23 protein-coding genes are annotated in these 26,624 nt (G+C 70.7%); 12 read left to right on the top strand and 11 right to left on the bottom strand.

The features are described from left to right. Window positions 1–10: 10 nt before the first annotated feature. Genes kdpA through VD659_RS03720 form a run of 3 tightly spaced genes read right to left on the bottom strand, consistent with a single transcriptional unit; the run spans window position 11 to window position 1,912 of the window. Window positions 11–1,684: a potassium-transporting ATPase subunit KdpA gene (gene kdpA / locus VD659_RS03730; protein ID WP_423259779.1), complete on the bottom strand. Its 1,674-nt coding sequence runs from the start codon at window positions 1,682–1,684 to the stop codon at window positions 11–13. Window position 1,685: 1 nt separating this feature from the next. Further along, a complete protein-coding gene (locus tag VD659_RS03725; RefSeq protein ID WP_137836632.1) occupies window positions 1,686–1,775 on the bottom strand; it encodes a potassium-transporting ATPase subunit F in 90 nt (29 codons plus the stop codon). Then, complete coding sequence (locus tag VD659_RS03720) at window positions 1,772–1,912, bottom strand: hypothetical protein (protein ID WP_171010723.1); 141 nt, start codon at window positions 1,910–1,912, stop codon at window positions 1,772–1,774. The genes VD659_RS03725 and VD659_RS03720 overlap by 4 nt, the downstream gene beginning before the upstream one ends. 203 nt (window positions 1,913–2,115) lie before the next feature. On the opposite strand from VD659_RS03720, the gene VD659_RS03715 reads away from it, so the two are divergent. From VD659_RS03715 to VD659_RS03705, 3 genes are read left to right on the top strand one after another with little or no spacing between them, the layout of a single operon-like run. Continuing rightward, window positions 2,116–2,589: a hypothetical protein gene (locus VD659_RS03715; protein ID WP_423259778.1), complete on the top strand. Its 474-nt coding sequence runs from the start codon at window positions 2,116–2,118 to the stop codon at window positions 2,587–2,589. Then, entirely contained in the window at window positions 2,586–3,104 is a 519-nt protein-coding gene (locus VD659_RS03710; protein ID WP_423259777.1) for a hypothetical protein, read from the top strand. Before VD659_RS03715 ends, VD659_RS03710 begins: the two co-directional genes overlap by 4 nt. A 17-nt stretch (window positions 3,105–3,121) precedes the next feature. Next, entirely contained in the window at window positions 3,122–4,138 is a 1,017-nt protein-coding gene (locus tag VD659_RS03705; protein ID WP_423259776.1) for a magnesium and cobalt transport protein CorA, read from the top strand. A gap of 52 nt (window positions 4,139–4,190) precedes the next feature. On the opposite strand, the gene VD659_RS03700 is transcribed toward VD659_RS03705, so the two are convergent. From VD659_RS03700 to VD659_RS03685, 4 genes are read right to left on the bottom strand one after another with little or no spacing between them, the layout of a single operon-like run. Continuing rightward, complete coding sequence (locus VD659_RS03700; protein WP_423259775.1) at window positions 4,191–4,955, bottom strand: ABC transporter permease; 765 nt, start codon at window positions 4,953–4,955, stop codon at window positions 4,191–4,193. Continuing rightward, the gene (locus tag VD659_RS03695) at window positions 4,952–5,788 is read right to left on the bottom strand and encodes an ABC transporter ATP-binding protein (protein WP_423259774.1); all 837 of its coding nucleotides are present in this window, start codon (window positions 5,786–5,788) and stop codon (window positions 4,952–4,954) included. Before VD659_RS03695 ends, VD659_RS03700 begins: the two co-directional genes overlap by 4 nt. Before the next feature lie 28 nt (window positions 5,789–5,816). Beyond that, on the bottom strand, window positions 5,817–6,179 hold the full coding sequence (locus VD659_RS03690) for a DUF1048 domain-containing protein (protein ID WP_423259773.1): 363 nt from the start codon (window positions 6,177–6,179) through the stop codon (window positions 5,817–5,819). Between the two features lies 1 nt (window position 6,180). Further along, a complete protein-coding gene (locus VD659_RS03685) occupies window positions 6,181–6,540 on the bottom strand; it encodes a PadR family transcriptional regulator (protein WP_137836638.1) in 360 nt (119 codons plus the stop codon). Between the two features lie 162 nt (window positions 6,541–6,702). On the opposite strand from VD659_RS03685, the gene VD659_RS03680 reads away from it, so the two are divergent. Next, window positions 6,703–9,804 (top strand): ATP-binding protein, encoded by a 3,102-nt coding sequence (locus tag VD659_RS03680; protein WP_423259772.1) that lies wholly within the window; start codon window positions 6,703–6,705, stop codon window positions 9,802–9,804. Then, the gene (locus tag VD659_RS03675) at window positions 9,801–10,496 is read left to right on the top strand and encodes a response regulator (protein ID WP_423259771.1); all 696 of its coding nucleotides are present in this window, start codon (window positions 9,801–9,803) and stop codon (window positions 10,494–10,496) included. The genes VD659_RS03680 and VD659_RS03675 overlap by 4 nt, the downstream gene beginning before the upstream one ends. A gap of 20 nt (window positions 10,497–10,516) precedes the next feature. Here VD659_RS03675 and VD659_RS03670 read toward each other — a convergent pair whose 3' ends face one another. Both VD659_RS03670 and VD659_RS03665 read right to left on the bottom strand, forming a co-directional pair. Further along, window positions 10,517–11,185 (bottom strand): response regulator, encoded by a 669-nt coding sequence (locus VD659_RS03670; RefSeq protein ID WP_423259770.1) that lies wholly within the window; start codon window positions 11,183–11,185, stop codon window positions 10,517–10,519. Continuing rightward, window positions 11,182–12,621 carry a sensor histidine kinase gene (locus VD659_RS03665; protein WP_423259769.1) on the bottom strand — a complete coding sequence of 480 codons (1,440 nt, stop codon included), beginning with the start codon at window positions 12,619–12,621 and terminating at the stop codon, window positions 11,182–11,184. The genes VD659_RS03670 and VD659_RS03665 overlap by 4 nt, the downstream gene beginning before the upstream one ends. A gap of 354 nt (window positions 12,622–12,975) precedes the next feature. On the opposite strand from VD659_RS03665, the gene VD659_RS03660 reads away from it, so the two are divergent. From VD659_RS03660 to VD659_RS03640, 5 genes are all read left to right on the top strand, one after another. Beyond that, on the top strand, window positions 12,976–13,731 hold the full coding sequence (locus VD659_RS03660) for an ABC transporter ATP-binding protein (RefSeq protein ID WP_423259768.1): 756 nt from the start codon (window positions 12,976–12,978) through the stop codon (window positions 13,729–13,731). Further along, the gene (locus tag VD659_RS03655) at window positions 13,728–15,026 is read left to right on the top strand and encodes an ABC transporter permease (RefSeq protein ID WP_423259767.1); all 1,299 of its coding nucleotides are present in this window, start codon (window positions 13,728–13,730) and stop codon (window positions 15,024–15,026) included. The genes VD659_RS03660 and VD659_RS03655 overlap by 4 nt, the downstream gene beginning before the upstream one ends. Before the next feature lie 99 nt (window positions 15,027–15,125). Beyond that, window positions 15,126–18,464 (top strand): efflux RND transporter permease subunit, encoded by a 3,339-nt coding sequence (locus VD659_RS03650; RefSeq protein ID WP_423259766.1) that lies wholly within the window; start codon window positions 15,126–15,128, stop codon window positions 18,462–18,464. A 79-nt stretch (window positions 18,465–18,543) separates the two neighbouring features. Then, the gene (locus VD659_RS03645) at window positions 18,544–20,838 is read left to right on the top strand and encodes a cell wall-binding repeat-containing protein (RefSeq protein ID WP_423259765.1); all 2,295 of its coding nucleotides are present in this window, start codon (window positions 18,544–18,546) and stop codon (window positions 20,836–20,838) included. Window positions 20,839–20,886: 48 nt separating this feature from the next. Next, window positions 20,887–22,659 carry a DUF222 domain-containing protein gene (locus VD659_RS03640; RefSeq protein WP_423259764.1) on the top strand — a complete coding sequence of 591 codons (1,773 nt, stop codon included), beginning with the start codon at window positions 20,887–20,889 and terminating at the stop codon, window positions 22,657–22,659. A 197-nt stretch (window positions 22,660–22,856) separates the two neighbouring features. Here VD659_RS03640 and VD659_RS03635 read toward each other — a convergent pair whose 3' ends face one another. Beyond that, window positions 22,857–23,246: a DUF1304 domain-containing protein gene (locus tag VD659_RS03635; RefSeq protein ID WP_423259763.1), complete on the bottom strand. Its 390-nt coding sequence runs from the start codon at window positions 23,244–23,246 to the stop codon at window positions 22,857–22,859. A gap of 74 nt (window positions 23,247–23,320) precedes the next feature. Between VD659_RS03635 and VD659_RS03630 the strand changes: the two genes are divergently transcribed. Next, on the top strand, window positions 23,321–24,274 hold the full coding sequence (locus VD659_RS03630; protein ID WP_423259762.1) for an NAD-dependent epimerase/dehydratase family protein: 954 nt from the start codon (window positions 23,321–23,323) through the stop codon (window positions 24,272–24,274). After that, entirely contained in the window at window positions 24,271–25,245 is a 975-nt protein-coding gene (locus VD659_RS03625; protein WP_423259761.1) for an aldo/keto reductase, read from the top strand. Before VD659_RS03630 ends, VD659_RS03625 begins: the two co-directional genes overlap by 4 nt. Window positions 25,246–25,317: 72 nt before the next feature. On the opposite strand, the gene VD659_RS03620 is transcribed toward VD659_RS03625, so the two are convergent. After that, on the bottom strand, window positions 25,318–26,586 hold the full coding sequence (locus tag VD659_RS03620) for an Ig-like domain-containing protein (protein WP_423259760.1): 1,269 nt from the start codon (window positions 26,584–26,586) through the stop codon (window positions 25,318–25,320). Window positions 26,587–26,624: the final 38 nt, after the last annotated feature.

Genomic DNA, 26,624 nt, shown 5'->3' with positions numbered 1-26,624 from the left:
TTCCTGGACATCAGACGAGCCCTTCGGCGAGCGGTCCGAGTGCGAGCACGGGGAAGTAGGTGAGAGCGACGACGATCACGATCACGCCGAGGAGGAGGCCCACGAACTGCGGGCGGTGGGTGGGCAGCGTGCCGGCGGTGACCGGCACCCGGCCCTGCGAGGCGAGGGAGCCGGCGAGGGCGAGCACGAACACGATCGGCACGAAGCGGCCCAGCAGCATCACCACGCCGAGTGCGGTGTTGAACCACGGCGTGTTGGCCGTGAGCCCGGCGAACGCCGAGCCGTTGTTGTTGGCCGCGCTCGTGAAGGCGTAGAGCACCTCGGTGAAGCCGTGCAGCCCGGGGTTCCAGATCGAGGTCGTGGTGACGTCGTCGCGGATGGCCGGGATGGCGAAGCTCAGGGCGGTGCCGACCAGCACGAGGGTGGGCGTGGCGAGGATGTAGAGGCTCGCCAGCTTGATCTCGCGCGGGCCGAGCTTCTTGCCCAGGTACTCCGGGGTGCGGCCGACGAGCAGCCCCGCGATGAACACGGTGATGATCGCGATGATCAGGATGCCGTACATGCCGGCCCCGATGCCGCCGGGCGCGATCTCGCCGAGCATCATGTTGAACAGGGTCATCATGCCGCCGAGCGAGGTGAAACTGTCGTGCATCGAGTTCACGGCACCGGTCGAGGTGATCGTCGACGTGGTGGCGAACAGCGTCGACGCGGCGATGCCGAATCTCTGCTCCTTGCCCTCCATCGCGCCGCCCGCGAGCTGCGTGCCGGTGCCCGACCCGATGATCTCGAACGTCGTCAGGGCCGCGACCGAGACGAGGAACAGCGTGCCCATCGCCGCGAGGATCGCGTAGCCCTGGCGGTTGTCGCCGACCATCTTGCCGAAGGCGCGCGGGAGCGAGAACGGGATGGCGAGCATCAGCACGATCTCGAACAGGTTCGTCCAGGGCGTCGGATTCTCGAACGGATGCGCGGAGTTGGTGTTGAAGAAGCCGCCGCCGTTGTTGCCGACCATCTTGATGGCCTCCTGAGAGGCCACGGGGCCGCCCGGGATGGTCGCGGTGCCGCCCGTGAGCGTCGTCACGTCGGTGAAACCGTTGAAGTTCTGGATGACGCCGCCGGCGATCAGCACGATCGACGAGATCACGGCGAGCGGCAGCAGGATGCGGAACGTGGCCCGGGTGAGGTCCACCCAGAAGTTGCCGAGCGTTCCCGTGCTGCGGCGCGAGAAGCCGCGGATCAGCGCGATCGCGACGGCGAGTCCCACGCCGGCCGAGACGAAGTTCTGCACGGCCAGGCCGGCGAGCTGCACCGTGTAGCCCATCGTCACCTCAGGTGAGTAGGACTGCCAGTTCGTGTTGGTCACGAAGGAGGCGGCGGTGTTGAACGACAGGCCTTCGGGCACCGCGGGCAGCCCGAGGGAGTAGGGCAGAACGGCCTGGAGCCGCTGGATGGCGTAGACGAAGAGCACCCCGAGGAGCGAGAACGCGAGCACGCTGCTGAGGTAGGCGCGCCAGCTCTGCTCCCGGGCCGGGTCGACCCCGACGACGCGGTAGAGGCCGCGTTCGAGCTTGAGGTCTTTCGTGGACGTGAAGGTCCACGCGATGAAGTCGCCCAGAGGGCGGTAGATCACCGCGAGGATGATCGCGAGGGTCGCCAGCTGGGCGACGAGAAGCCATGCTTCCATGTCAGAACTTCTCCGGCTTCACGAGGGCGACGATCAGGTAGGCCACTCCGGCCACACCGAGCACCGCGGCGACGAGTTCGAGAACGATCACAGCTTCCCGACCCCCCAGGCGACCAGAGCGATCACGCCGAAGACGGCGAGGATCGCGACGATGTAAACGACGTCGAGCACTGTGTTCTCCATCCGACAGGCGCCCAGGGTGGGCGCACGGGTACGGATGATGATCATGCTCGCCGGATCGGCGCCGATCCGGCGTCCTAACGACTTACTGACGCCCGACCGCCCGCACGGCCGGAAACCCATACAGAATCCTGTCGCCGCACCCGCGGGGCCGTGTCGGGATGAGGATTCCCGTCAGGATTCGGGGCGTCGGCGCTCGTATCCCGTTAGGAACCTCCACACGCTCCCGCGGGCGGCGTAGACCTTCTTCCGTGACTCTCACCAGCATCCTTCCCACCCTCCGCGCCAGCATCCCCGACCCCCTCGCCATCGACCGGTGGCCGGAGTGGACGCACCCGACCACGACCGATGTGATCGTTTCGGGCGTCTCGCTGCTGCGGCTCGTCGACATCTGCGACACGCCCTGCGTGCACAGCGCCGCCGCCGTCGTGCCCGGCACCCACGGGCGCCCCTCGGACACGGAGCAGGCCTCCGTCGTCGTGGCCCGTGTGACGTCGATCGAGCGCCCCGGGGTGCTGACGCTCGACGCCGATCTCGCCGCCGTCTCCGCGTGCCTCGAGGAGGTGCGGATGATCGGGCGGGTCTCGACCCGCCGCGGCCGCCCCTTCCAGCTCGGGAACGCCGTCGTGGCGCTGCCGGAGGACCTCGCCGTCGGCGACCTGATCGTGGTGCCCTGCGCCGGGTCGATCAGCTGCCGTCAGTTGCGGGCGGGGGTGGCGTCATGAGCATGGTCCACACCCTGAACTGGTACCGCCGTCACCACATCGAGCACCCCGACCTGGCGCTCTGGCCGCGGGCGGCCGCCGTGACCCGCGACGACGTCACGATCGCCGGCGAGTCGATGACGGGCATGGCCCGCGCCGCGGGCACCCCGTGCACGCGGGTCGCCGAATCCGCCGCGAGATCGTGGTCGGCGGCGGCCGGGGAGCGGCACTGCGCGGTCGTCGTCACGACCGTCGAGGCGGTGACCGTCTCGCCGGACGGCGACGGCTACGACCTGTGGGTCGACGCCGACCTCGACGGCTGCGAACCGCTGGAGAGCACCTTCCGGCTGATCGGCCGGCGCTCGCGGGCGCAGGAGGCCCTCTTCGTGGCGCGGCCCTGCCGGCGCTATGGTGACCTGCAGTGCGTGCTGCCCGTCGACGTGCAGGCCGGAGACCTCCTCGCCTTCGTCATCGCGAGGCCCGTGGCGCTGCACGACATCCGCCGCCGCCCCCTGCATCCGGAGCGGCTCCACTGACCTCGAACGGAGCGGCCATGGCCATCATCGACAACGCCATCTACGTCGACGGGCTCCGCACGCAGAGTCCGCGCAGTCTCGACGAGACCTACGAGCTGCTCCGCGAGCGGGACGGCATGGCATGGATCGGGCTGTACCGGCCGAGCCCCGAGGAGCTGCGCTCCGTCGCGGACGAGTTCGGCCTGCATCCGCTCGCCGTCGAAGACGCCCTGAAGGGCCACCAGCGGGCGAAGCTCGAGCGGTTCGGCGACACCCTGTTCGTCGTCATCCGGCCGGCCCGCTACCTCGACGCCTCCGAGACCGTCGAGTTCGGCGAGGTGCACGTGTTCGTCGGACCGGGGTTCGTGGTGACGGTGCGGCACGCCGAGAACCCCGACCTGCGCGTGGTGCGGCGCCGCATGGAGGCGGAGCCGGAGCTGCTGCGGCTCGGGCCGGAGGCGGTGCTCTACACGATCCTCGACGAGGTGGTCGACGGCTACGCCCCCGTCATCGCCGGGCTCGAGAACGACATCGACGAGATCCAGGACCAGCTGTTCGGCAACCAGCCCGACGTGTCGCGGCGCATCTACGAGCTGCTGCGCGAGGTCATCAGCTTCCAGCGCGCGATCGGCCCGCTGCCCGACATGCTCGACCGGCTGCTCCGCGGATCGGAGAAGTACCGGGTCGACCTCGAGCTGCAGCGCTCGCTGCGCGACGTGCTCGATCACGTGCATCGAGCGGTGGACAAGGCCGACGCGTTCCGGGCGCTGCTCGAGAACGCCCTCACCGTGCACTCGACGCTCGTGACGCAGCTGCAGAACGAGGAGACGCGCCGGCTCACCGAGACCGGGCTCGCCCAGAACGAGGAGATCAAGAAGATCTCGTCCTGGGCGGCCATCCTGTTCGCCCCGACCCTGATCGGCACGATCTACGGCATGAACTTCGATCAGATGCCCGAGCTGCACTGGCCGCTGGGCTACCCGCTCGCGGTGCTCGGCATGGTGGCCATGGGCGGCATCCTCTACACGGTCTTCAAGCGCAAGCACTGGCTCTGAGGGGGCAGAGGCTCCGGGGGGCACCGGCTCTGAGCTGCCGGCCCGGCCCGGCTCAGCTCAGCTTGCGGCGGTACAGCGCGACCGCGGCGAGGTAGGCGACCACCAGGATGCCCACCAGCCAGGCCAGGGCGACCCAGATGTCGGTGCCGACCGGCTGCTGGGCGAACAGCGCGCGGATGGTGTCGACGATGCTCGTCACCGGCTGGTTCTCGGCGAACCAGGCCACGGGCCCGGGCATCGAGTCGGTGGGCACGAAGGCCGAGCTGATGAAGGGCAGGAAGATCAGCGGGTAGCTGAAGCCGCTCGCCCCGTCGATCGACTTCGCCGACAGCCCCGCGATCACCGCGATCCAGGTGAGCGCGAGGGTGAACAGAATCAGGATGCCGGCCACCGCGAGCCACGCGCCGACGGATGCTCCGCTCCGGAACCCGAGGATCAGCGCGACCCCGGTGACGATCACCACCGACACGAGGTTCGCGGCCAGCGAGGTGAGCACGTGCGCCCAGAGCACGCTCGACCGGGCGATCGGCATCGACTGGAAGCGCTCGAAGATGCCGCCCTGGAGGTCGAGGAACAGCCGGTACGAGGTGTACGCCACACCCGAGGCGATCGTGATGAGCAGGATGCCGGGGAGCATGTAGTCGACGTAGGAGCCGTCGTAGCCGGTGGTGATCGCCCCACCCAGCACGAACACGAACAGCAGCATCAGGGCCACCGGGGTGACCGCGGTGGTGATGATCGTGTCGGGGCTGCGGAGGATGTGGCGCAGCGAGCGGCCGGTCAGAACACCGGTGTCGCCGAGGACGTGCGTGGTCATCGGGGTTCCTTTCGTGAGGGCGCCGCATCGACCGCGCCGGACGGGGCATCGGCGGGATCGGCTTCGGGGGCCTCGCCGACCAGGGCGAGGAAGACCTCCTCGAGGGAGGGCTGCTTCTCGACGTACTCGACCGTGGCCGGGGGCAGGAGCTGCTTCAGCTCGGCGAGCGTGCCGTTCTGGATGATGACGCCCCGGTGCAGGATGGCGATGCGGTCGGCGAGGTGCTCGGCCTCGTCGAGGTACTGCGTGGTGAGCAGCACGGTGGTGCCCTGCCCGGCGAGCTGTTTCACCGTCTGCCACACCTCGAGGCGCGCCTGCGGGTCGAGCCCCGTGGTGGGTTCGTCGAGGAAGATCACCGACGGGCTGCCGATGAGGCTCATCGCGATGTCGAGCCGGCGGCGCATGCCGCCCGAGTAGGTGGCGGCGCGACGGCCGCCGGCCTCGGTGAGTGAGAACCGGGCGAGCAGCTCGTCGGCGATCGCCCCCGGATTCTTCAGGTGGCGGAGCCGGGCGACGAGCACGAGGTTCTCCCGCCCGCTCAGCACCTCGTCGACCGCGGCGAACTGGCCGGTGAGGCTGATCGACTCGCGCACCTCGCCGGGCGACGCGGCGACGTCGAAGCCGTGCACGCTCGCGGCCCCGCCATCCGCTCGGAGCAGGGTCGACAGGATGCGCACGAGCGTGGTCTTGCCGGCCCCGTTCGAGCCGAGCAGCGCGAAGATCGTGCCGGGCGCCACGTCGAAGTCGACGCCGCGCAGCACGGGGACGTTCGAGAACGACTTGGTGACGCCCCGCACCCGGATGGCGGGTGCGGGGGACTGGTGGTCGGACATCTGCCTACTCCCTCTGCCTCGGTGACCGTCAGGCCTCGGGGGCCGCTTCGTCGATCGCGGCGGTGAGGCGCCGGCGCTCCTTGTCGATCCACTGGGCGCTCGAGTAGGCCCGGGCGAACTGCTCGGCGAACTCGACGGGGTCGTCGCCGACGATGTCGCGCACCGCGGTGCCGTCGAGGGCGGCCCGCTCCCAGAGGTCGGCGTGGTCGGCCACCATCGTGACGAGGGTGTCGCCGTCGGTGATGCCGCCGGAGTACATCAGGTAGCGGCTGATCGCCTTGGCGGCGGCCCGGTGGGGCTCGGGGAGCGCGTCGATGCGCGCCACCGCCTGGCGGTACTGCTTCTTCTGTTCGAGCGATCCGGTCAGGACCTCGATCCACTTCGCAGCCATGTCACTTCTCTCCTTCGTGAGTGTTCGGTGTGTTCTCGATCTGGTGGTGGAGCTGTTCGATCCGCTCTGCGAGGAAGCTCCAGCTCCTCCAGAACTCGTCCAGGTAGTCGCGCCCGGCCGCGTTGAGCGAGTAGACCTTGCGGGGCGGGCCCTTCTCCGACGCGACCTTCGTCACGTCGACGAGGCCGCGCTGCTCGATCCGCAGCAGGAGCGCGTACACGGTGCCCTCGACGATGTCGGAGAAGCCCTGGTCGCGCAGCCGCGCCGTGATCTCGTAGCCGTAGGCCGGCCGGCTGGCCAGGGTGGCCAGGACCACGCCCTCGAGCGTGCCTTTGAGCATCTCGGTCATCTGTTTGGCCATCGGCCCGCCTTACTACTCGGTGTTGCTGACTACCAGTAGATAGTAACGCCGACTACCGGTAGATAGCAAGACTGAATACCGGAGGGGGCGAACCGGCGGACGAACCGGCGGCTCGGCCCGCCGCTCGACCCGCCCACCGGCGCCGAATACGCTCTAGTGCAAGTGCCCCGCGTCGCGGCGGCACGCGGGCTGGAGGAGTCGCAGGGTGATGATCTCGTCGAGGCGCTCGTGCAGGGCCGCGACCGCGGGATTCCCGGGGAGGCGCGCGTGAAGCGCGGGCGGCTGCGCGTGCTGCTCGGGGCGGCGCCGGGCGTGGGCAAGACCTACGCGATGCTCGAAGAGGGGCGGCGGCTGCGCGCGGCCGGAAAGGACGTGGTGATCGCGGTCGTCGAGACCCATGGCCGGGCCGGCACCGCCTCGATGACCGCGGGGTTCGAGATCGTGCCGCGGCTGCGCATCCGGCACCGCGGTGTCGAGCTCGAGGAGATGGACCTCGGCGCCGTGCTCGCCCGGGCGCCGCAGATCGCGCTCGTCGACGAGCTGGCCCACACCAACGCCCCGGGCCTCGCCCACGAGAAGCGGTGGAGCGACGTCGAGGCGCTGCTCGACGCGGGCATCGACGTGCTGTCGACCGTGAACATCCAGCACATCGAGTCGCTGAACGACGTGGTGCAGGCCATCACGGGGGTGCCGCAACGGGAGACGATCCCGGATGCGGTGCTGCGTTCGGCCGACCAGATCGAGGTCGTCGACCTGGCCCCGCAGGCGCTCCGCGACCGGCTCGCCGAGGGGCAGGTCTACCCGGCGGCACGGGTGGATGCGGCCCTGTCGAACTACTTCCGGCTCGGCAACCTCACCGCCCTGCGCGAGCTCGCCCTGCTCTGGCTCGCCGACGAGGTGGACTCCTCGCTGCAGCGGTACCGCGCGGAGCACGGCATCGGCGACAAGTGGGAGGCGCGCGAACGCGTGGTGGTGGCGCTCACCGGCGGGCCCGAGGGCGAGACACTGCTGCGGCGGGGCGCCCGCATCGCGGCCCGCTCGGCCGGCGGGCGCCTGCTCGCCGTGCACGTGACCGCGCAGGACGGCCTGCGCGAGCCGAACCCGGGTGCCCTCGAGGCGCAGCGGATGCTCGTGGAGAGCCTCGGCGGGAGCTTCCATCAGGTGGTGGGTGACGACATCCCGTCGGCCCTCGTGGAGTTCGCGCGGAGCTCCGACGCCACGCAGCTCGTGATCGGGGTGAGCCGGCGCAGCCGCGTCGCGGCGCTCGTGACGGGTCCGGGGATCGGGGCGACCGTCATCCGGGAGTCGGGCGACATCGACGTGCACATCGTCACGCACGCGGCGGCGGGCGGGCGGCTGCGCGTGCCTCTGCCGGGCGTCGGCGGCTCGCTGAGCGTGCGCCGGCGCGTCTACGGCTTCGGGTTCGCGGTGGTGGCGGGGCCGCTGCTGACCTGGCTGCTGACGGCGCTGCGCAGCGAGCAGTCGATCACCACCGAGGTGCTGAGCTATCAGCTGCTCGTGGTGGTGGCCGCGCTCATCGGCGGCATCTGGCCGGCTCTGTTCGCGGCCGTGCTGAGTGGATTCACGCTCGACTTCTTCTTCGTCGCGCCGCTGTACACGGTGACCGTGGCCGATCCGCTGCACCTGGTGGCGCTGCTGCTCTACGTGGTGATCGCGGTGCTCGTGTCGATCGTGGTCGACCAGGCGGCGCGGCGCTCGCGGCGGGCCCGGCGCTCGGCCGCCGAGGCGGAGCTCGTGGCGACGGTGGCGGGCAGTGTGCTGCGGGGCGAGGACGCGCTGCAGGCGCTCGTCACGCAGACCCGGGAGGCCTTCGGGCTCGTCTCCGTGCGCCTCGTGCGCGCGGGACGGGTGCTCGCCGAGGCGGGAGCCGTGCCGGGCGCCCCCGCCTCCGCCCCGTCCTCCCCCCCGGCCCCCGCCCCGTCCTCGCCCCCCGAACTCCTCGCGAGTCGCCAGAAAGCGTCCCAAAATCGCGCCGAAAGGGCGGATTCTGGCGAGTCGCGAGGAGGGGGAGCAGGGGTGGTGAGCGTGGGGGTCGACGACGAGACCGCGCTGGAGCTGCGCGGGCGCGCGCTGCAGGCATCCGATCGGCGGTTGCTCGCGGTGATCGTCGTGCAGATCGCGGCCGCGCTCGAACACGCGAACCTCGAGGAGACCGCGCGGGAGATGGCGCCGCTCGCCGCCGCCGACCGGGTGCGCAGCGCCTTGCTCGCGGCCGTCGGGCACGACCTGCGCCGGCCGCTCGCCGCCGCGACCGCCGCGGTGACGGGCTTGCGCGCCGACTCCGCGTCGTCGACCGCCTCGCGGGGTCGCCCTGCTCCGCGGGGAACCGCCGCGAGCGACGGCCGGGCGACGGTCACCGGGGATGCGCCGGCGGCCGGCGGGCGCGGAGTGGGCGGGCCCGGTGCGGGCGGGCCCGGTGTGGGCGAGCCTGGCATGGGCGGGCCCGGTGCCGGCGGGCTCGGTGCGGGCGAACTCAGTGCCGGAGAGCTCAGTGCGGGCGGGCTCGGCGTGGGCGAGCCCGGTGCCGGCGGGCTCGGGGCGGGCGAACTCGGTGCGGGCGAACTCAGTGCCGGAGAGCTCAGTGCGGGCGAGCGCGACGAACTGCTCGCCACCGCCGAGGAGAGCCTCGCCACCCTGGCCCAGCTGCTCACCGACCTGCTCGACGTGAGCCGGCTGCAGGCGGGGGTGCTCGGCGTCTCGCTCGCACCGGTGGCCTTCGACGACGTGCTGCCGGCCGTGCTCGACGAGCTCGGCCTGGGGCCCGAACAGGTCGACCTCGACGTTCCGGGCGCACTGCCCGAGTTCCTCGCCGATCCCGTGCTCCTCGACCGTGTGCTCGTGAACCTGCTGTCGAACGCCCTGCGTTACACCCCCGAGGGCGAGCGCGTGCTCGTCACCGCCAGCGCCTTCGCCGGGAGCGTGCAGCTGCGTGTCGTCGACCGTGGCCCCGGCATCCCGCCAGAGCGGCGCGACGAGGTCTTCGTGCCGTTCCAGCGGCTCGGCGACACCGACAACCTCACCGGTCTCGGGCTCGGCCTCGCCCTCTCGAAGGGCTTCGTGGAGGGCATGGGCGGCACGCTCGACGCCGAGGACACCCCCGGCGGCGGGCTCACGATGGTGGTCACGCTGCCGGTCGCGGCGCCCGCCGCCCCGTCCGCGCCGGATGCGGCCACGCCGACCGCCCCCACCGCGCCCGCCTCCCCACCCGCCCCCACCCCGCCCCACGAAGGGACCGCTCCGTGAAGATCCTCATCGCCGACGACGACCCGCAGATCCTCCGCGCGCTCCGCATCACCCTCGGCTCGCAGGGCTACGACGTGGTCACGGCAGCCGACGGGGCGGAGGCCATCCGTCTCGCGGCGGCCGAGCATCCCGATCTGCTCATGCTCGATCTCGGCATGCCCGCGCTCGACGGCCTCGCCGTGATCGAGGCGGTGCGCGGCTGGTCGCCCGTGCCGATCCTCGTGGTGTCGGGCCGCACGGGTTCGGCCGACAAGGTCGACGCCCTCGACGCCGGCGCCGACGACTACGTCACGAAGCCCTTCGCGATGGACGAGCTGTTCGCCCGCATCCGCGCCCTCACCCGCCGCACCGCCACGGGCCCGGGCGGGGCCACGGATGCGCCGAGCGTGTCGTTCGGCGGCGTGACGGTCGACCTCGTGGCGCGGCAGGTGACCCGCGACGGCGACCGCAGCGCCGTGCGGCTGACGCCGACGGAGTGGAAGATCCTCGACCTGCTCGTGCGCAACCCCGGGAGACTCGTGACCCACCAGGAGCTGCTGACCGAGGTGTGGGGCACCGACCGCGTGAAGGAGACGGGCTACCTGCGCCTGTATCTCGGCCAGCTGCGCAAGAAGCTCGAGCCCGACCCCGCGCATCCGCACCACCTGCTCACCGAGGCCGGCATGGGCTACCGCTTCACCCCGGAGGCCTGACTCCCGCTGTCGCGAGGGGCCTACCCCTCGCCGGGCACGAGGAGGCCCGACTCGTAGGCCATGATCACGAGTTGGGCGCGGTCGTGTGCGGCGAGCTTGGGCATGATGCGGTTCACGTGCGTCTTCGCGGTCTGCGGCGAGATCACGAGCTGCCGGGCGATGTCGGCGTTCGAGAGCCCGCGCGCCACCAGCAGCAGGATCTCACGCTCCCGCTCGGTGAGCAGCGCGAGCTCGGCGGGCTCGGGCAGCGTGCGCGGCTCGGGCGGGGCCGTGTAGCGCCCGATCAGCGTCTTCGTGGCGCGCGGCGAGAGCAGCGCCTCGCCGTCGTGCACCACCCGGATGGCGTGCATGAGCTCGGCCGCATCCGTTCCCTTGCCGATGAAGCCCGAGGCGCCGGCGCGCAGGGCGAGCAGCACGTTCTCGTCCTCCTCGAAGGTCGTCAGCACGATGATGCGCGTGCCGGCGAGGGCCGGGTCGGCGCAGATCGCCTCGGTGGCCTGGATGCCGTCCATCACGGGCATCCGGATGTCCATGAGCACGACGTCCGGATGCAGCTCCGCCACGCGCTCGAGGGCCTCGCGCCCGTTCGCGGCCTCGCCCACCACCTCGAACCCGGGCTCGTTCGACACGAGCTCGGCCACGGCCGTGCGGATGAGGGACTGGTCGTCGGCGAGGAGCACGCGGATCATCGGCACGGTCTTTCTGCGCGGGGCGCGGGCACTGCGGCGGGCGGGGGCACGGGCGCGGTGGGGTCGGCGGGTGCGCCGGCTGTGGAGGCGGTCGGCGGCGCAGCGGATGCGGGCCTGGCGGCCGGCGTGCCGGGCGCGGCCGCAGCGCCGTCCAGCGGCAGCCGTGCCGTGAAGCGGAAGACGGGCCCCGGGCCCGCCGCGGTCTCGAGCGTGCCGTTCACCGAGGCCACGCGCTCGGCGGCGCCGAGGAGCCCGTGTCCCGAGCCCAGCGGCGCAGCACGCATCGACGGGCCCGCCGAGGCTCCGGCCGCGGCGGCGCCGCCCGCCGGAACGGCGACCGTCTCCACCACGTTGGTCACGATGATCTCGACGGCCTCCGGGGAGTAGTCGAGGCTCAACAGGGCCGAGCCGTCGCTGCCGTGCTTGTGGGCGTTGGTGAGGGCCTCCTGGATCACCCGGAACGCCACGATGTCCACGGGCGCCGGCAGCGGCATCCGCTCGCCCGCGGTGCGAACATCGACGCGGAAGCCGCTGCGCTCGAAGTCGGCGAGCAGCGCGTCGAGGTCGTCGAGCCCCGGAACCGGCACCACCGGTGCTCCGGCGCCGACTGCGCCGGCGCCGGCACCCCTGCCCGGACCCGCGAGCGTGCCGGCCCCCGCATCCGGCCCGTCGGCGGCCCGCAGCACCGTCAGCAGGCTCCCGATCTCGCCGAGCACCGTGCGCGCGGCCTCGCGGATGGTGCCGAGCGAGCGTTCGGCGTCGTCGGGCCGGGTGCGCAGCGAGGCGGTGGCCGCGTTCGCGTGCAGGCTGATCACCGCGATCTGGTGCGCCATCACGTCGTGCAGGTCGCGGGCGATGCGCAGGCGCTCCTCGGCCACCCGGCGCTGCGCCTCGGCCTCCTTCGTCTGCTCCGCGCGGAGGGCGCGCTCGGTGATCGACTCGATGAAGGCGCGGCGCGATCGCGTGGCGTCGCCCGCGGCCGACACGAAGCCCACGAACACCACGATCTGCACCACGGTGCGCGCGTCGCGCCAGGTCTCGGGCAGGAACACCCCGGCGGCGGTGCCGAGCACGGCGGCGGCGACCAGCGCGACGACGATCGTGGTGCGGCGGTCGGTGAGCGTGGCGGCCGTGAAGAGCACGACGAGCACGCCGAAGGCGATGCCGCCCGGCGGGGCGTCGACCGCGAAGCCGATCGCGCCGATCGCGATCGCCGAGATCGCGGCCGCGAGCGGGAAGCGATTGCGCAGCAGCACCGCGGCGAAGAGCGCCAGCAGCACGAGGGCGGAGGGGATGCTGCTCCAGCCCGCGCCGCCGAGCTCGCCGGGCGCGAAGGCCGAGCCCGCCACGAGCACGACGCTCACGACCGTGCCCACCACTCCGAGCACGCGCCGGCGTCGGCGGGCCGCGGCGCCGGGGTCGGACGAAGCGGTCATCGCGCACCTCCCTTCCGCTGCCGGTTCCGCAGGCGCTCGGGCTCTCGTCGCACGGGGTGCCGTGCGCCGTCGCCGAACGCCCAGGGCGCCACCGGCGGAGCATCAGCCCATCCTCGCAGCAACGCCCGCCCGCCCACATCCCTCCGCCGCCGTGACCCGGCATACCGCGATCGCGGTACGCCGACGGCCCGGCGGGCTCCCGCCGTCATCCCGGGAGACGACCCGGGCCGCCAGAAGTCACCGCGCCGGCGGGACGACGGATGCCGCACCGCGACGGGAGCATGGAGGAGTGCCGGCACCACGCATCCGGCCGCCCGGCATCCCCGCCCGAATCATCCCCCTCGAGGAGACCCCATGCCCGTGCCCGTTCTGGCCGCGCGAGACGTACGCAAGTCGTACGGCCGCGGCCCCACCAAGTTCGAGGCCCTCCGCGGCGTCTCGATCGACGTCGCCAAGGGCGAATCGGTCGCCATCGTCGGCAAGAGCGGCTCGGGCAAGTCGACGCTGATGCACCTGCTGGCGCTGCTCGACAAGCCCACGACGGGCGAGATCGAGCTGAGCGGGCGGGATGCCGCGGCGCTGAAGGGCTCCACCCTGAACAAGACCCGCAACGCCACCTTCGGCTTCGTGTTCCAGCAGTTCTTCCTCACGCCGGGCACGAGCGTGCTCGACAACGTCACGCTGCCGCTGAAGATCGCCGGGGTGCACGGAGCCGAGCGCAAGCGCCGGGGCATGGAGGCGCTCGCCCAGCTCGAGCTCGCCGACAAGGCCAAGAACAAGGCCACCGACCTCTCGGGCGGCCAGAAGCAGCGCGTGGTGATCGCCCGGGCGCTCGTGAACAACCCGAGCGTGATCTTCGCCGACGAGCCCACCGGCAACCTCGACTCGGCCACCGGGGCGGTGGTGGAGGACATCCTCTTCGACCTCAACCGGCGCACCGGCATCACCCTCATCGTCGTGACCCACGACGAAGACCTCGCGGCGCGCTGCGATCGCCGCGTGTACCTCCGCGACGGTCTCGTCGTCGACTCCCTCGCCACGACGGCGACCGCCGCGGGCTCCGCGCCGGGCACCGGCCCCGCCGCCTCGGCGACGGAGGTGGCGGCATGAACGGCCTCGACCTCATCCGCGCGGCCGTCAGCAACAGCCTGCGCAGCAAGACCCGCACCACCCTCACGGTGATCGCGATCTTCATCGGCGCCTTCACGCTGACCCTCACGAGCGCGGTCGGCACGGGCATCAACCAGTACATCACCACCACGGTGGCCTCGATCGGGGCGAACGACGTGATGACCGTCACGAAGACGCCGGCCGAGGCGGCGTCATCCGGGCCCCAGGTCTACGACCCGAACTCCACCACCGTGAGGTCGGGGGGCATCGGCCCGGCCGCGCGCACCGAGGTGACCGCCATCACCGACGCCGACCTCACCACCCTCGCCGCCGTTCCGGGCGTCACGAGCGTCACCCCGACGCTGACGGTGAAGCCCGACTACGTGGTGGCCGGCGACGGCACGAAGTACCAGGCCACGCTCGGCAGCTTCGTATCGGGCATGAAGCTCGACCTGGCGGCCGGCGCGCAGCCGCAGTTCGACGCCACGGGCTTCCAGGTCGCCATCCCCGAGTCCTACGTGACGCCGCTCGGCTTCGCCGACGACGCGGCGGCGGTGGGCAAGACCCTGACCATCGCGGTGACGGATGCGAAGGGCGTGCAGTCGACGGCCGACGCCACCATCGTGGGGGTCGCGCATCCGGGTCTCATCGCCGGCAGCGCGATCACGCCGAACGACGCCCTCATGCGCTCGCTCTACAACACGCAGAGCACCGGCCTCACGGCGGCCAGCACCGCGAGCTACGCCTCCGCCACCGTGCGCTTCGACCCCTCGGCGTCGCAGACCCAGATCGACACCCTGAAAGCCGACCTCAAGACCGCCGGCTTCACCGGAACCACGGTGAACGACACCCTGGGCGCGTTCAAGACGGTGATCGACGGCATCATCCTGGTGCTCAACGGCTTCGCGATCATCGCGCTGCTCGCCGCCGGCTTCGGCATCGTGAACACGCTCCTCATGAGCGTGCAGGAGCGCACCCGCGAGATCGGCCTGATGAAGGCCATGGGCATGTCGGGCGGCAAGGTGTTCGGGCTGTTCAGCCTCGAGGCGGTGTTCATCGGGTTCCTCGGCTCCGCCATCGGGGTGGGCGTCGGGATGCTCGTGGGCTCGCTCGCGAACCGCGTGCTGTCGCACGGGCTGCTGTCCGGCCTCCCGGGGCTGACGCTGATCGCCTTCGACCCCGTGGCCCTGCTCACGATCGTGGTCACCGTGATGGGGATCGCCTTCCTGGCCGGCACCATCCCGGCTCTGCGCGCCGCGCGGCAGGACCCGATCTCCTCGCTGCGCTACGAGTAGGACCACCCGGGGGGAGCAGGGAAAGGTGAGATAGTTGAGCGAGTTAGCTTTCGCTTCCATCTGACCTGCTCCTCCTCGGATCGACAGAGAGACGACCCCGTGCATTTCCTCGCCGTTCTCAGCATGAAGAACCGGGCGCTGATCGCCCTCGTCACGATCGTGGTGGCCGTCTTCGGCAGCCTCGCGCTCACGAGCCTCAAGCAGGAGCTCATCCCCTCGATCGAGTTCCCGCAGCTCGCGGTGCTCACGACCTACCCCGGGGCGAGCCCCGAGGTGGTGAACGACGACGTCTCGACGCCGATCGAGACGGCCATCCAGGGCGTCGAGGGCATCCAGACCACGAGTGCGACCAGCAGCACCAACCTCTCGCTCATCTCCGCGACCTTCGACTACGGCACCAACCTCGCCACGGCCGAGCAGAAGATGACGCAGGCCATCAACCGCATCAAGTCGCAGCTGCCCGCCGACCTCGACCCGCAGGTGCTCTCGGCGAGCATCAGCGACTTCCCGGTCATCTCGATCGCCGTCTCGGGCACCGACCAGAAGACCCTCGCGCAGCAGCTCGCCACGACGGCCGTGCCCGACATCGAGGCCGTGAAGGGCGTGCGCGCCGCCCAGGTGCTCGGCCAGATCGGGCAGCGCGTCACCATCACGCCCTCCCCGCAGTCGCTCGCGACCGCCGGCGTCACCACGAAGCAGATCAGCGACGCCGTCGCGGGCAACGGCCAGCTGATCCCCGCCGGCACCCTGAACGAGAACGGCCAGAGCTACGCCGTGCAGGCCGGCTCGAAGCTCACCTCCACGAACGACATCGCGGCCATCCCGCTCCCGGCCCTCAACGCCGACGGCACGCCGGTCACCATCGGGCAGGTCGCCACGGTGGCCCTCGTCGACGACCCGGTCACCTCCATCTCGCGGGTGAACGGGCAGGATGCGCTCACCATCTCGATCACGAAGATCCCGTCGGCGAACACCGTCGAGGTGTCGAAGGGCGTGCGCGCGCTGCTGCCGCAGCTCGAGAGCGCGCTGCCCGGAGCCACCTTCACCGTGGTGTTCGACCAGGCCCCGTTCATCCAGCAGTCGATCGAGTCGCTCGCCACCGAGGGCCTGCTCGGCCTCTTCTTCGCCGTGGTCGTGGTGTTCGTGTTCCTGCTGTCGATCCGGTCGACGCTCGTCACGGCCATCTCGATCCCCACCTCGGTGCTGATCACCTTCATCGGGCTGCAGGCCTCGGGCTACACGCTCAACATCATCACGCTCGGCGCGCTCACGATCGCGATCGGGCGCGTGGTCGACGACTCCATCGTGGTCATCGAGAACATCAAGAGACACCTGTCCTCGCTGCGGGCCGAGGGTCTCACGCCGAAGGAGGCCGGCGAAGCACGAGCGGCCCTCATCGTCGACGCCGTTCGCGAGGTCGCGGGCGCCATCACGGCCTCCACCATCACCACGGTCGCGGTCTTCCTGCCGCTCGCCTTCGTGGGCGGGTCGACGGGGGAGCTGTTCCGGCCCTTCGCGCTCACCGTGACCATCGCGTTGCTCGCCTCGCTGCTCGTGGCGCTCACCATCGTGCCGGTGCTGGCCTATTGGTTCGTGCGGCCGCCCAAGGCGAAGAAGGACGCGGGCACTGCGGTGGCTGGTGCTGCGGCGACGGATGCTGCTGCCGCCGGTCCGGATGCTGCGGTGGCGGATGCTGCTGCGTCGGATGCCGCGGCCGCCGGCCCGGATGCGCTCGCCACACCCGCTGCCCACGCGCCCGTCGTCGCGGCCGCGCCCGTCGCATCCGAAGCCCTCGTGCCCACGCGGCGTGCCCGCAACCACCGCGTCGAGGTCGAGGACGAGCCGCCCACCGCGCTGCAGCGCCGCTACCTGCCGATCATCGGCTGGACGCTGAAGCACTCGGTGGTCACCATCGTGATCGCCGCGTTCATCCTGATCGGCACCGTGCCCCTGCTCGGCCTGATGAAGACGAACTTCCTCGGTGACAGCGGCCAGAACACCTTCACCGTCACGCAGACCGTGCCCGTGGGCGCGAGTCTCGACGCGCAGTCGGCCACGGCGCTCGAGGTGGAGAAGGCGCTCAAGGGCGTCGACGGCATCGACACCGTGCAGCTCACCATCGGCTCCTCGGGCAGCTCGCTGCGCGACGCCTTCTCGGGCGGCGGCGACTCGGCCATCACCTACAACATCACCACGGCGTCCGGTGCGGACCAGACCGCTCTGCAGGACACCGTGCGCACCACGCTCGAGGCGCTGCCGGATGCCGGCGACATCACGGTCTCGTCAGGCGCCGGCTTCGGCGGCAGCTCCGACATCGCCATCGACGTGTCGGCCACCAACCAGACCGACCTGCAGACCGCATCCGATGCCGTGCTCAGCTCGGTGCAGGGGCTCTCGGGCGTGAAGCAGGCCACCAGCAACCTCAGCGCCTCGCGGCCCTACGTGCAGGTGGCGGTCGACCGCACGAAGGCGGCCGAGGCCGGGCTCAACGAGGTGGCCGTGGGAGGGATCGTGTCGCAGGCGATGCAGCCCACGAACATCGGCTCGATCGTGATCGACGAGAAGAACTACACGATCTACCTCACCGCCGAGAACCCGCCCACCACGCAGGCGGAGCTCGCGGCGCTGCAGATCCCGACGGTGGTGGGCCCAGTGCGGCTCGACACCCTCGCGACCGTGTCGGTGGTGAACGGCCCGTCGACCATCACGACGGTCAAGGGCGTGCGCACCGCCACCGTGTCGGTCACGCCGAACAGCGCCGACCTCGGCACTGCGAGCACCGAGGTGCAGGGCGCGCTCGACAGCGTCTCGCTGCCGGCCGGCGCCACCGCGAAGGTGGGCGGCGTGGTGACCGACCAGTCGGATGCGTTCTCGCAGCTCGGCATCGCGCTGCTGATCGCCATCCTGATCGTCTACGTGGTGATGGTGGCGACGTTCAAGAGCCTCGTCCAGCCGCTGCTGCTGCTCGTCTCGGTGCCGTTCGCGGCCACCGGCGCCATCGCGCTGCAGGTGATCTCGGGCATCCCGCTCGGCGTTCCCTCGTTCATCGGGCTGCTGATGCTCGTGGGCATCGTGGTGACGAACGCGATCGTGCTCGTCGACCTCGTCAACCAGTACCGCGGGCGAGGGCTCACCGTGCGGGAGGCTCTCATCGAAGGGGCTTCGCGGCGTCTTCGGCCCATCCTGATGACGGCGCTCGCCACGATCTTCGCACTGCTGCCGATGGCCATCGGTCTCACCGGACACGGCGGCTTCATCTCGCAGCCGCTCGCGATCATCGTGATCGGCGGCCTCGTCTCGTCGACACTGCTGACGCTGATCGTGCTGCCGGTGCTCTACAACCTCTACGAGGGCGGCCGCGAACGGCGCCGCAACCGGCGCGAGCAGCGGGCGCTGGATGCGCGGGAGGCTGCTGGGGCTGGGGCTGGAATCTCCTGAGTAAGCGAGATATGCTCATGAACTGATATGGGCAAGCCTCATCTGGTGCGTGCTCATCGCCCCGAGTGAGGACCTGCCCATGACTGCCAGCCACCGTCGACGTGCCCTGACCGTTTTCGCGGTGGGCGTCGCGATCACTGTTTCGGCGGGTCTGCCTGCCGCCCACGCGGCGGGGGCGACGGCCGTGCCGGCGCCCGGTGAGACGCAATTGGTGAGTGTCAGTCCAGCAGGCGAGGCCGGCGATGCCGAGTCGATCCAGACCTCGGTGTCGGCCGATGGCAGGTTCGTGGCGTTCGTATCGAAAGCGCACAATCTCACCAGTATTCCGGTGCCGCCGGACAAGTCCCAGGTGTACGTGAGAGACACCACGAATGGGCGCACCGTGCTGGTGAGTGTCAATGCCTCCGGCGCGGATGGGGGCAATGGTCATGCGTACGACCCGTCGATCTCTGACGACGGCCGGTATGTGGCGTTCACGTCGTACGCCACCGATCTCGATACCTCGGTTGCCCTTGACGGTCACACGCAGATCTACCTCCGAGACCTGACGACCGGATCGACGCAGCTGGTCAGCCGGAACGAGGCAGGCACGGCCGCGGGCGTCAACAACTCGTTCGAGCCGTCGCTGTCCGGCGATGGATCGCGCTTGGCCTTCGCGTCCGTGGCGTCGAATCTGTTGCCGGGGACGTCTGCCTCCATTAGTCGGATCTTCGGGGCGGAGATGAGGAGCGGGGTGATGACCCTCGTCCGGCTGCTCAGCACGCGTGATGCGAGTTTGAGCTCGCCAGGAGAGAGCGGAAACCGCGATTCCTATACGCCGTCGTTGTCGCGAGATGGCTCGGTCGTGGCGTTCGTGTCGAATTCGACGAATCTCAGCAACAACGCCGTTTCGGGCGTGTACTTCCAGATCTTCCTGCATGCGATCGATTCGGGCAGCACGGGGTTGGTGAGCGTCTCCCCTGACGGGAGCAGTGGCGGAAACGGCCATTCGTTACGCCCTGTGGTGTCCGCGGACGGCCGGCGCATTGCCTACGACTCGAAGGCCGGCAATCTCTCGCCGAAGTCCGTCGGCACCGTCGACGAGCAGGTCTATCTGCGGGACACGTCGGCGCTCCCGTCCGAGTTGGTGAGCGTGAACGCGACTGGTGTGAAATCCGCCCAGGGTCGCTCGCTCGCCGCGACCATCTCCGATGACGGGCAGCGGGTGGCCTTCGTCTCCTCCGCGGACGACCTGGTTCGGGCTGATACGAGAGGCATAGGGCAGGTGTACTCGCGCGACCTCCGGCTGGGTGTCACGAACCTGGTCAGCGCCACCGCGGCCGATCCGTTGAGGGGGAGCGGAGGCTCGGGCGGTGACTATCCGAGCATCTCGGGTGACGGGAAATGGGTCGCGTTCAGTGCGTCGAGCGACCTGCTGGGCGGCACGGAGGCCGCGCCTGCGCAGATCTACCTCCGGGGCCTGGAGGGCCCGCGGGTCGAGCGGATCGGTGGGGTGGATCGGTTCGCGGTCTCGGCCGAGGTGTCTGCCGAGACCTTCCCGCCCGGGGTGCCTGTCGCGTATGTCGCTTCGGGCGCGGTGTTCAGTGACGCGCTCTCGGGATCGGCGATCGCGGGTGCGCAGGGCGGGCCGGTGCTGCTGGTCGGCAAGGACTCGGTGCCGGACGCGATCGCGGCCGAGCTGAAGAGACTCAAACCCGCGAAGGTCGTCGTGCTCGGCGGGCTCAATACCATCAGCGCCGGCGTCGAGACGGCTCTCGGTACGTTCGACGCGGGGGTGTCGCGAATCGCCGGCGCCGATCGATTCGCCGTGTCGGCGTCCATTTCGGCGAACGGATTCGCTCCCGGAGTCGGCACCGCCTACGTGGCATCCGGTGCTGTGTTCCCGGATGCCCTGTCGGGCTCCGCCGCTGCCGGTCTGCTTGGCGGACCCGTGCTGCTGGTCGAGAAAGACGCCGTTCCCGGCGCCATCGGCAGCGAACTCAGCCGACTGCAGCCCAAGAGCATCGTGGTGCTCGGCGGCACCAACACGATCTCCGAGGCCACCTTCGCGGCGCTGAAAGCCCTGGCGCCGACGGTGAAGAGAGTTGACGGTCTGGATCGCTTCGAGGTCTCCGCCAACGTGTCGCAAGACGCGTTCTCGGCTCGCGACGTGGTCTACGTGGCGTCGGGTGCGGTGTTCCCCGACGCGCTCTCCGGATCGGCCGCCGCGATCGCGGACCGGGGGCCGGTGCTCCTGGTCACGAAGGATTCGATCCCACCCTCCGTCGCGACGCAACTGGATCGCCTCGACCCGTATCGAATCGTGGTGCTCGGGGGCCCGAACACGATCTCCGACACGGTGAAGGAATCGCTCAAGAAGTACTTGCGACGGTGAATCCGGCCCGAGCGGCCAGTGTCGGTGGCGTGGTGTTGACTTATTCTCATGAGCAGCTCCTCTGTATTCTTCGTCTCGGCCTCCGCCGAGTCGATGGATGCTGCCCGGATGGCGGCGGCTTCGCTGCGCACCGCTGGTTCGCTGGGCACGGCAGGTTCGCTGGGCGCCGCTTGTTCGGACGGCGCCGCAGGCTCGTCGGGTGCGCTCGGTGACCGCTATGACGCGGCAGTAGCGGCGATCGCCGCCGAAGAGCGCCTCATCGCGGCGGCCGAAGCCCGCCGCACCCGGTGGCTCGCCGAGGCGGCCTCTCTGGCCGACCAGCTGGCGGTGGCCGGCGGGGCAGCGGCCACGGTCGCCGGCCAAGAGATGGCACGGCGTCGTCTGGCGGCCGAGATCGGATGCGCGACGCGGCGTTCCGAAGGCACGGTCACCCGGCTGGTCAACGAGGCAGAGCATCTCGTTCAGGGCCTTCCGGCCACGCTCGACGCTCTGGGGCGCGGCTCGATCTCCTACCTGCACGCGCGCTACCTGGTCTCCCACGCGGTGTCGCTGCCGCAGGAGCAGCGGGGTGCGTTCGAGCGCTCGCTGCTTCCGGTGGCGCTGGAGCTGACCGCGGCCCGCTTCGACGAGCGGGCACGGAGGGCGCGCGAGGCTGCGCATCCGGAGTCCATGGTGGCGCGCGCCGCCGCGGCCCGGCGCGAGCGTTCGGTGTGGTTCGAGGCGGGTGTCGACGGCATGGCGACGCTCCATCACCACCTGCCGGCGGCCGACGCGCTGGCGATCGACGACCTGATCGACCGGGTAGCCCGGTCTCTCCGCCCGACACCGGATGCTTCGCGCGCGGATGCCACCGGCGTGAGTCTCCGCGGCACGAGCGCTTCGGCCGAGAGTGAGTCTCTCGCGGGTGCGGCCACCGCGGGTGGGTCGCCTGGGTGTGAGCCTGTCGCAGGTGCGGCCGCCGTGGGTGGGTCGACGGAGTGTGAGTCTGCCGCGGGTGCGGCCGCCGTGGGTGGGTCGCCGGAGTGTGAGCCTGCCGCGGGTGATGACGCCGGCGGTGAGCCCGCCGCTCGCGCATCGACCGCGGGCGCGGCGGGTGCCGAGGGCGACGATCGCACGCACGGGCAGCGCCGCTGCGACGTCCTCACCGACATCATCCTCGGGCGGGGTGAGCGGCCGCGGGTCACTCCCACGGTGATCGTCACCGTTCCGGCCGCGACCGTCGCGGCGGTCTCCGACGAACCGGGCGACCTGCACGGCTATGGGCCGATCGACCCCGCGACCGCGCGGGCGATCGCGGCGACCGCCCCCACCTTCCTGCGTGCACTCCTTGCACCCGGTGAGCAGACCCCCGCCGAGGGTGTCGAAACACCCGACGCGGATGCCCGCCCGGCGACCGCCGCGATCCTGTCCGTCACCCGCCGCCGCTATCGCCCGACCACGGAACTGCGCACGGTGCTGCTGGTCGACGACGAGACCTGTCGCTTCCCCGGGTGCGGCCGTCGGGCATCCCGCTGCGAACTCGACCACACCACCGCGTGGGCCGAGGGCGGCGAGACGAGAGCGTCCAACCTGGCGCACCTGTGTGCTCGCCATCACCACCTGAAACACGAGGGCGGTTGGCGTGCCGAACAGCCCGAAAGCGGCGTCCGCGATCTTCTCTGGACGAGTCCGCGCGGCGCCCGCTACCTCACCCGCGCTCCCGGCTCACTCAGGCGCAGACGTCCGCCGAATCCGGGCGACGATCCTCCACGGGGTGACGACGCTCCACCACGGATCGTTCCGCGCCCCGCCTACCTCGACGCCCACTCCCCGCCGTTCTGACGCACGCGCAACCCCCTCGGCCTTCGCGCACCAACCGGCCGAGCCCTCGCGCGCGAACGGCCTAGCCCTCGCGAGTGAACTGTCCCGATCGTGCGAACGGCCCCGCTCGCGAGTGAACGGCCTAAACCCCGCGCACAGCCCCTCCCTCACGCCCGAACGGCCTAGATCGCGCGCACGTCCTAGATCCCGCGCACCGCCTAGACAGCCAGCGCGAACAAGAAGAAGAGCACGCCCAGCAGCGGCAGCGTGCCCTGCGTGGCGGCCGCGCGCAGCCGCGAACGGCCGGTCGAGAGCAGCACGAGTGACGCCGCGAACATCGAGCCCGCCGAGAACACCGCGAGGGCGAAGCCGGCCCCCTGCGCGTCGGTCCAGTAGAGGATGACGCCGAGCGCCGCCCCCACCGCGAGGAAGAGATTGTAGAAGCCCTGGTTGTAGGCGAGCGGGGCGGTGGTGTCGGCATCCGCCTGGTTGGCCAGGCCGAAGCGCTTCCAGACCACGGGAGTGCGCCAGCGCACGCTCTCCATGTACCAGATGTAGACATGGAGCAGGGCGGCGAGCCCCACCAGGACGGATGCGACGATGGCCATGCGGTCAGCTTAGCGACAGCATCCGTTCACCCGGACGGCACGATACTGGAAGCACAACGAAGTCAGGAGAACGCATGACGCGGGTCGTGGTCACCGGAGGAAGCGGAAAGCTGGGGCGCGCCGTCGTGCGCGAACTGCTCGAGAACGGCTACGAGGTGGTGAACCTCGACCGGGCGCCGTCGCCCGATGCCGAGGCCGCCGCCCGCACGTCGTTCGTGCGGGTCGATCTCACCGACTACGGCCAGGTGGCCGAAGCGCTCACGAGCGTCGACGATCGCTACAGCCAGGTCGACGCCGTGGTGCACCTCGCGGCGATCCCGGCCCCGGGCATCCTCACCAACTCGGCCACCTTCGCCAACAACGTGCCGAGCAGCTACAACGTCTTCGCCGCAGCGGCGAAGGCCGGCATCGACAACGTGGTGTGGGCCTCGAGCGAGACCGTGCTCGGCCTGCCGTTCGCCGATTCGCCGCCCCCGTTCTTTCCGGTGAGCGAGGACTACCCGGTGCGCCCGCAGTCGACGTACTCCCTCGGCAAGGCCGTCGAGGAGGAGATGGCCCGCCACTTCACCCGCTGGAACCCCGACCTCAAGCTCATCGGCCTGCGCTTCTCGAACGTCATGGACGAGGCCGACTACGCGGCCTTCCCCGCCTTCGACGAGAACCCCGAGAGCCGCTCCTGGAACGCCTGGGGCTACATCGACGCCCGCGACGGCGCCCAGGCGGTGCGCCTCGCCCTCGAGAGCACCATCACGGGCTTCGAGGCCTTCGTCATCGCCGCCGCCGACACCGTGATGTCGACCCCCTCGGCCGAGCTCGCCGCCCGCTACTTTCCGGAGGTGCCGTTCACCCGCCCGGTGGAGGGCGTCGAGACGCTGCTCTCGATCGACAAGGCGAAGCGGATGCTGTGGTTCAGTCCGCAGCACAGCTGGCGCGACCACGCGACGCCGGCCGCCGCCTCCGTCCCATCCGAGTCGGCGTCCACGCCCGTCGGCGCTGAAGCCGGCACCGGCGGTGGAGCCTCCGCATGAAGTACACCAAGCTCGGCTCCACCGGCCTCGACGTCTCGGCCATCGCCCTCGGTTGCATGACCTACGGCGACCCGGCTCGCGGCAACCACGCCTGGACGCTGCCCGAGGAGGCCAGCCGTCCCCTGCTCCGCCAGGCCGTGGAGGCCGGCATCACCTTCTTCGACACTGCGAACGTCTACTCCGACGGGTCGAGCGAGGAGATCGTGGGCCGCGCGCTCGCCGAGTTCGCCGACCGCGACGAGATCGTGATCGCCACCAAGGTGCACGGCCGCATGCGCCCCGGCCCGAACGGTGCCGGACTCTCGCGCAAGGCGATCATGACCGAGATCGACGCGAGCCTCGCCCGCCTCGGAACCGACTACGTCGACCTCTACCAGATCCACCGCTGGGACCCGCTCACCCCGATCGAGGAGACCCTCGAAGCCCTCCACGACGTGGTGAAGGCCGGCAAGGCCCGTTACCTCGGCGCCTCCTCGATGTGGGCGTGGCAGTTCGCCAAGGCCCTGCACCTGCAGGAGGCCAACGGATGGTCGCGCTTCGTGACCATGCAGGACCACTACAACCTGCTGAACCGCGAGGAGGAGCGGGAGATGCATCCGCTCTGCGCCGACGCCGGCATCGGCGTCATCCCGTGGAGCCCGCTCGCGCGCGGCCGCCTCACCCGCGACTGGAGCGCGACGACGAACCGCTCCGAGACCGACGAGTTCGGCAAGACGCTCTACGACGCCGAGCTCGGCGACCGCGAGATCGTGGATGCGGTGGCCGAGATCGCCGCCGAACGCGGGGTGCCGCGCGCCCAGGTTGCGCTGGCCTGGGTGTCGGCGAGCCCGGTGGTCTCGGCTCCGATCGTGGGCGCCTCGAAGGCGCGGCACCTCGACGACGCCGTGGCCTCGCTCGAGCTGGAGCTCACGCCCGCGGAGCTCGCCCGTCTCGCGGCGCCATACCGCCCGCATCCGGTCGCCGGCTTCTAGCCGGAGCGCGCCAGGGCGTCAGCCCAGCCGCGCCAGGCGTCCTTGCTGGCGCGATCACGTCTGCCCCCCAGCTCAGGGCACCACGACTTCGATGTTCACCGTCACGGCGTTCGACGCCGCGGAGTCGGGCCCTTCGACTCGATAGCGGAAACTGTCGGTGCCCGAGAATCCGTCGTCCGGGGTGTAGACGAAGGTGCCGTCGCGCTGGAGGACGACAGTGCCGTGCGCCGGGGGCGTCGTGCCCTGCTGGGCGTACCACCTGTCCGGCAGTGGGAGAGCCGCGGCCCCGAAGATCGAATCGTTCTCGAGAACGCTCGTGCCGGCCGTGAGCGGAGTCTCGAAGAAGGTGGTGTAGCTGTCGGCCTCGGCATGGGGTGGGTCGGCGACCGTCACGTCGATCGTGGTCGGCGCGCTCACTCGTCCGCGAGCACTGCTGGCTGTGACGGTGAGCGTATCCGTTCCGCGGTAGGCAGGATCCGCGGTGTAGCTGATCGCTCCGTAGGCAGTGATGCTGGCCGTGCCGTGCGCCGCGGTGACCGCCATCGGCCGCTCGCTGTGGCAGAACGTCGTGAGGGGGGTGAGGAGCCCCGCCACCACGGTCTGACGGCCCGCCGCGGGACACGCCGGGGGAGCCGGAACCGGGTCGGGGCGCGAGACGGAGTAGAACAGGCGACCCGTGCCCCCGGTCGTCGTCCGGTAGGCGAGGATGATCGGGATGTCGGCTTCTGCGGGAATTCCCGCGTGAGCGCGGAGCAGAAGGGTCATCGACTGCGACGCTCCCGGCGTGATGTCGTACACCGAGCACTTCTGAAGGCTCTTGGCAGCCGGCGGGCAGTCCACGCCGCCCGAGGTCGCGAGCACATTCTCGACATCGAAATCGTTCATGAGCAGGCTCACGGATGCCGGAGCGGGAGCCGCACCATTGTTGGTGACGTCGATGCGGAGGATGTACTCGTCGGTCGAGGGCACCTGGGCCAGGAGCCCGCGCGCCATGACCGGTTCGCCCGCCCCGGCTGCACTTCCGGGCGCCAGCAGCGGGGTCGGATTAGCCGGAGAGTCGCCGGGGACGAGGCTTTCGGACAGCTGATATGTGTATCCGTCCGAGCACGGCATCTTGGAGTCGTAGTAGGCCTCCTGGTAGAACGAACCCGCCCCGCCGCGGGAGAAGAGATAGCTGTAGAAGCTGATGTACGACCGGTCCAGGCCGTGCCGCACTCGCATCTCTCCGCCGAGGTACAGCCTGCCGTTCACGTCCCGCCGGTAGGCCCTCAGATAGGTGCTGACGCTGGTGGGACTGTTCACCGTGGCGTATTCCACGCTCTCGACATCGGTGTTGAACACGTCGAAGAACCCGATGGGAATCCGATCTGTCTTCGGGG

Source organism: Herbiconiux sp. 11R-BC, assembly GCF_049472555.1.
Classification (GTDB): domain Bacteria; phylum Actinomycetota; class Actinomycetes; order Actinomycetales; family Microbacteriaceae; genus Herbiconiux.
The sequence above is the reverse complement of the archived record's forward strand: the minus strand, read 5'-3'. Positions and strand labels throughout refer to the sequence as shown.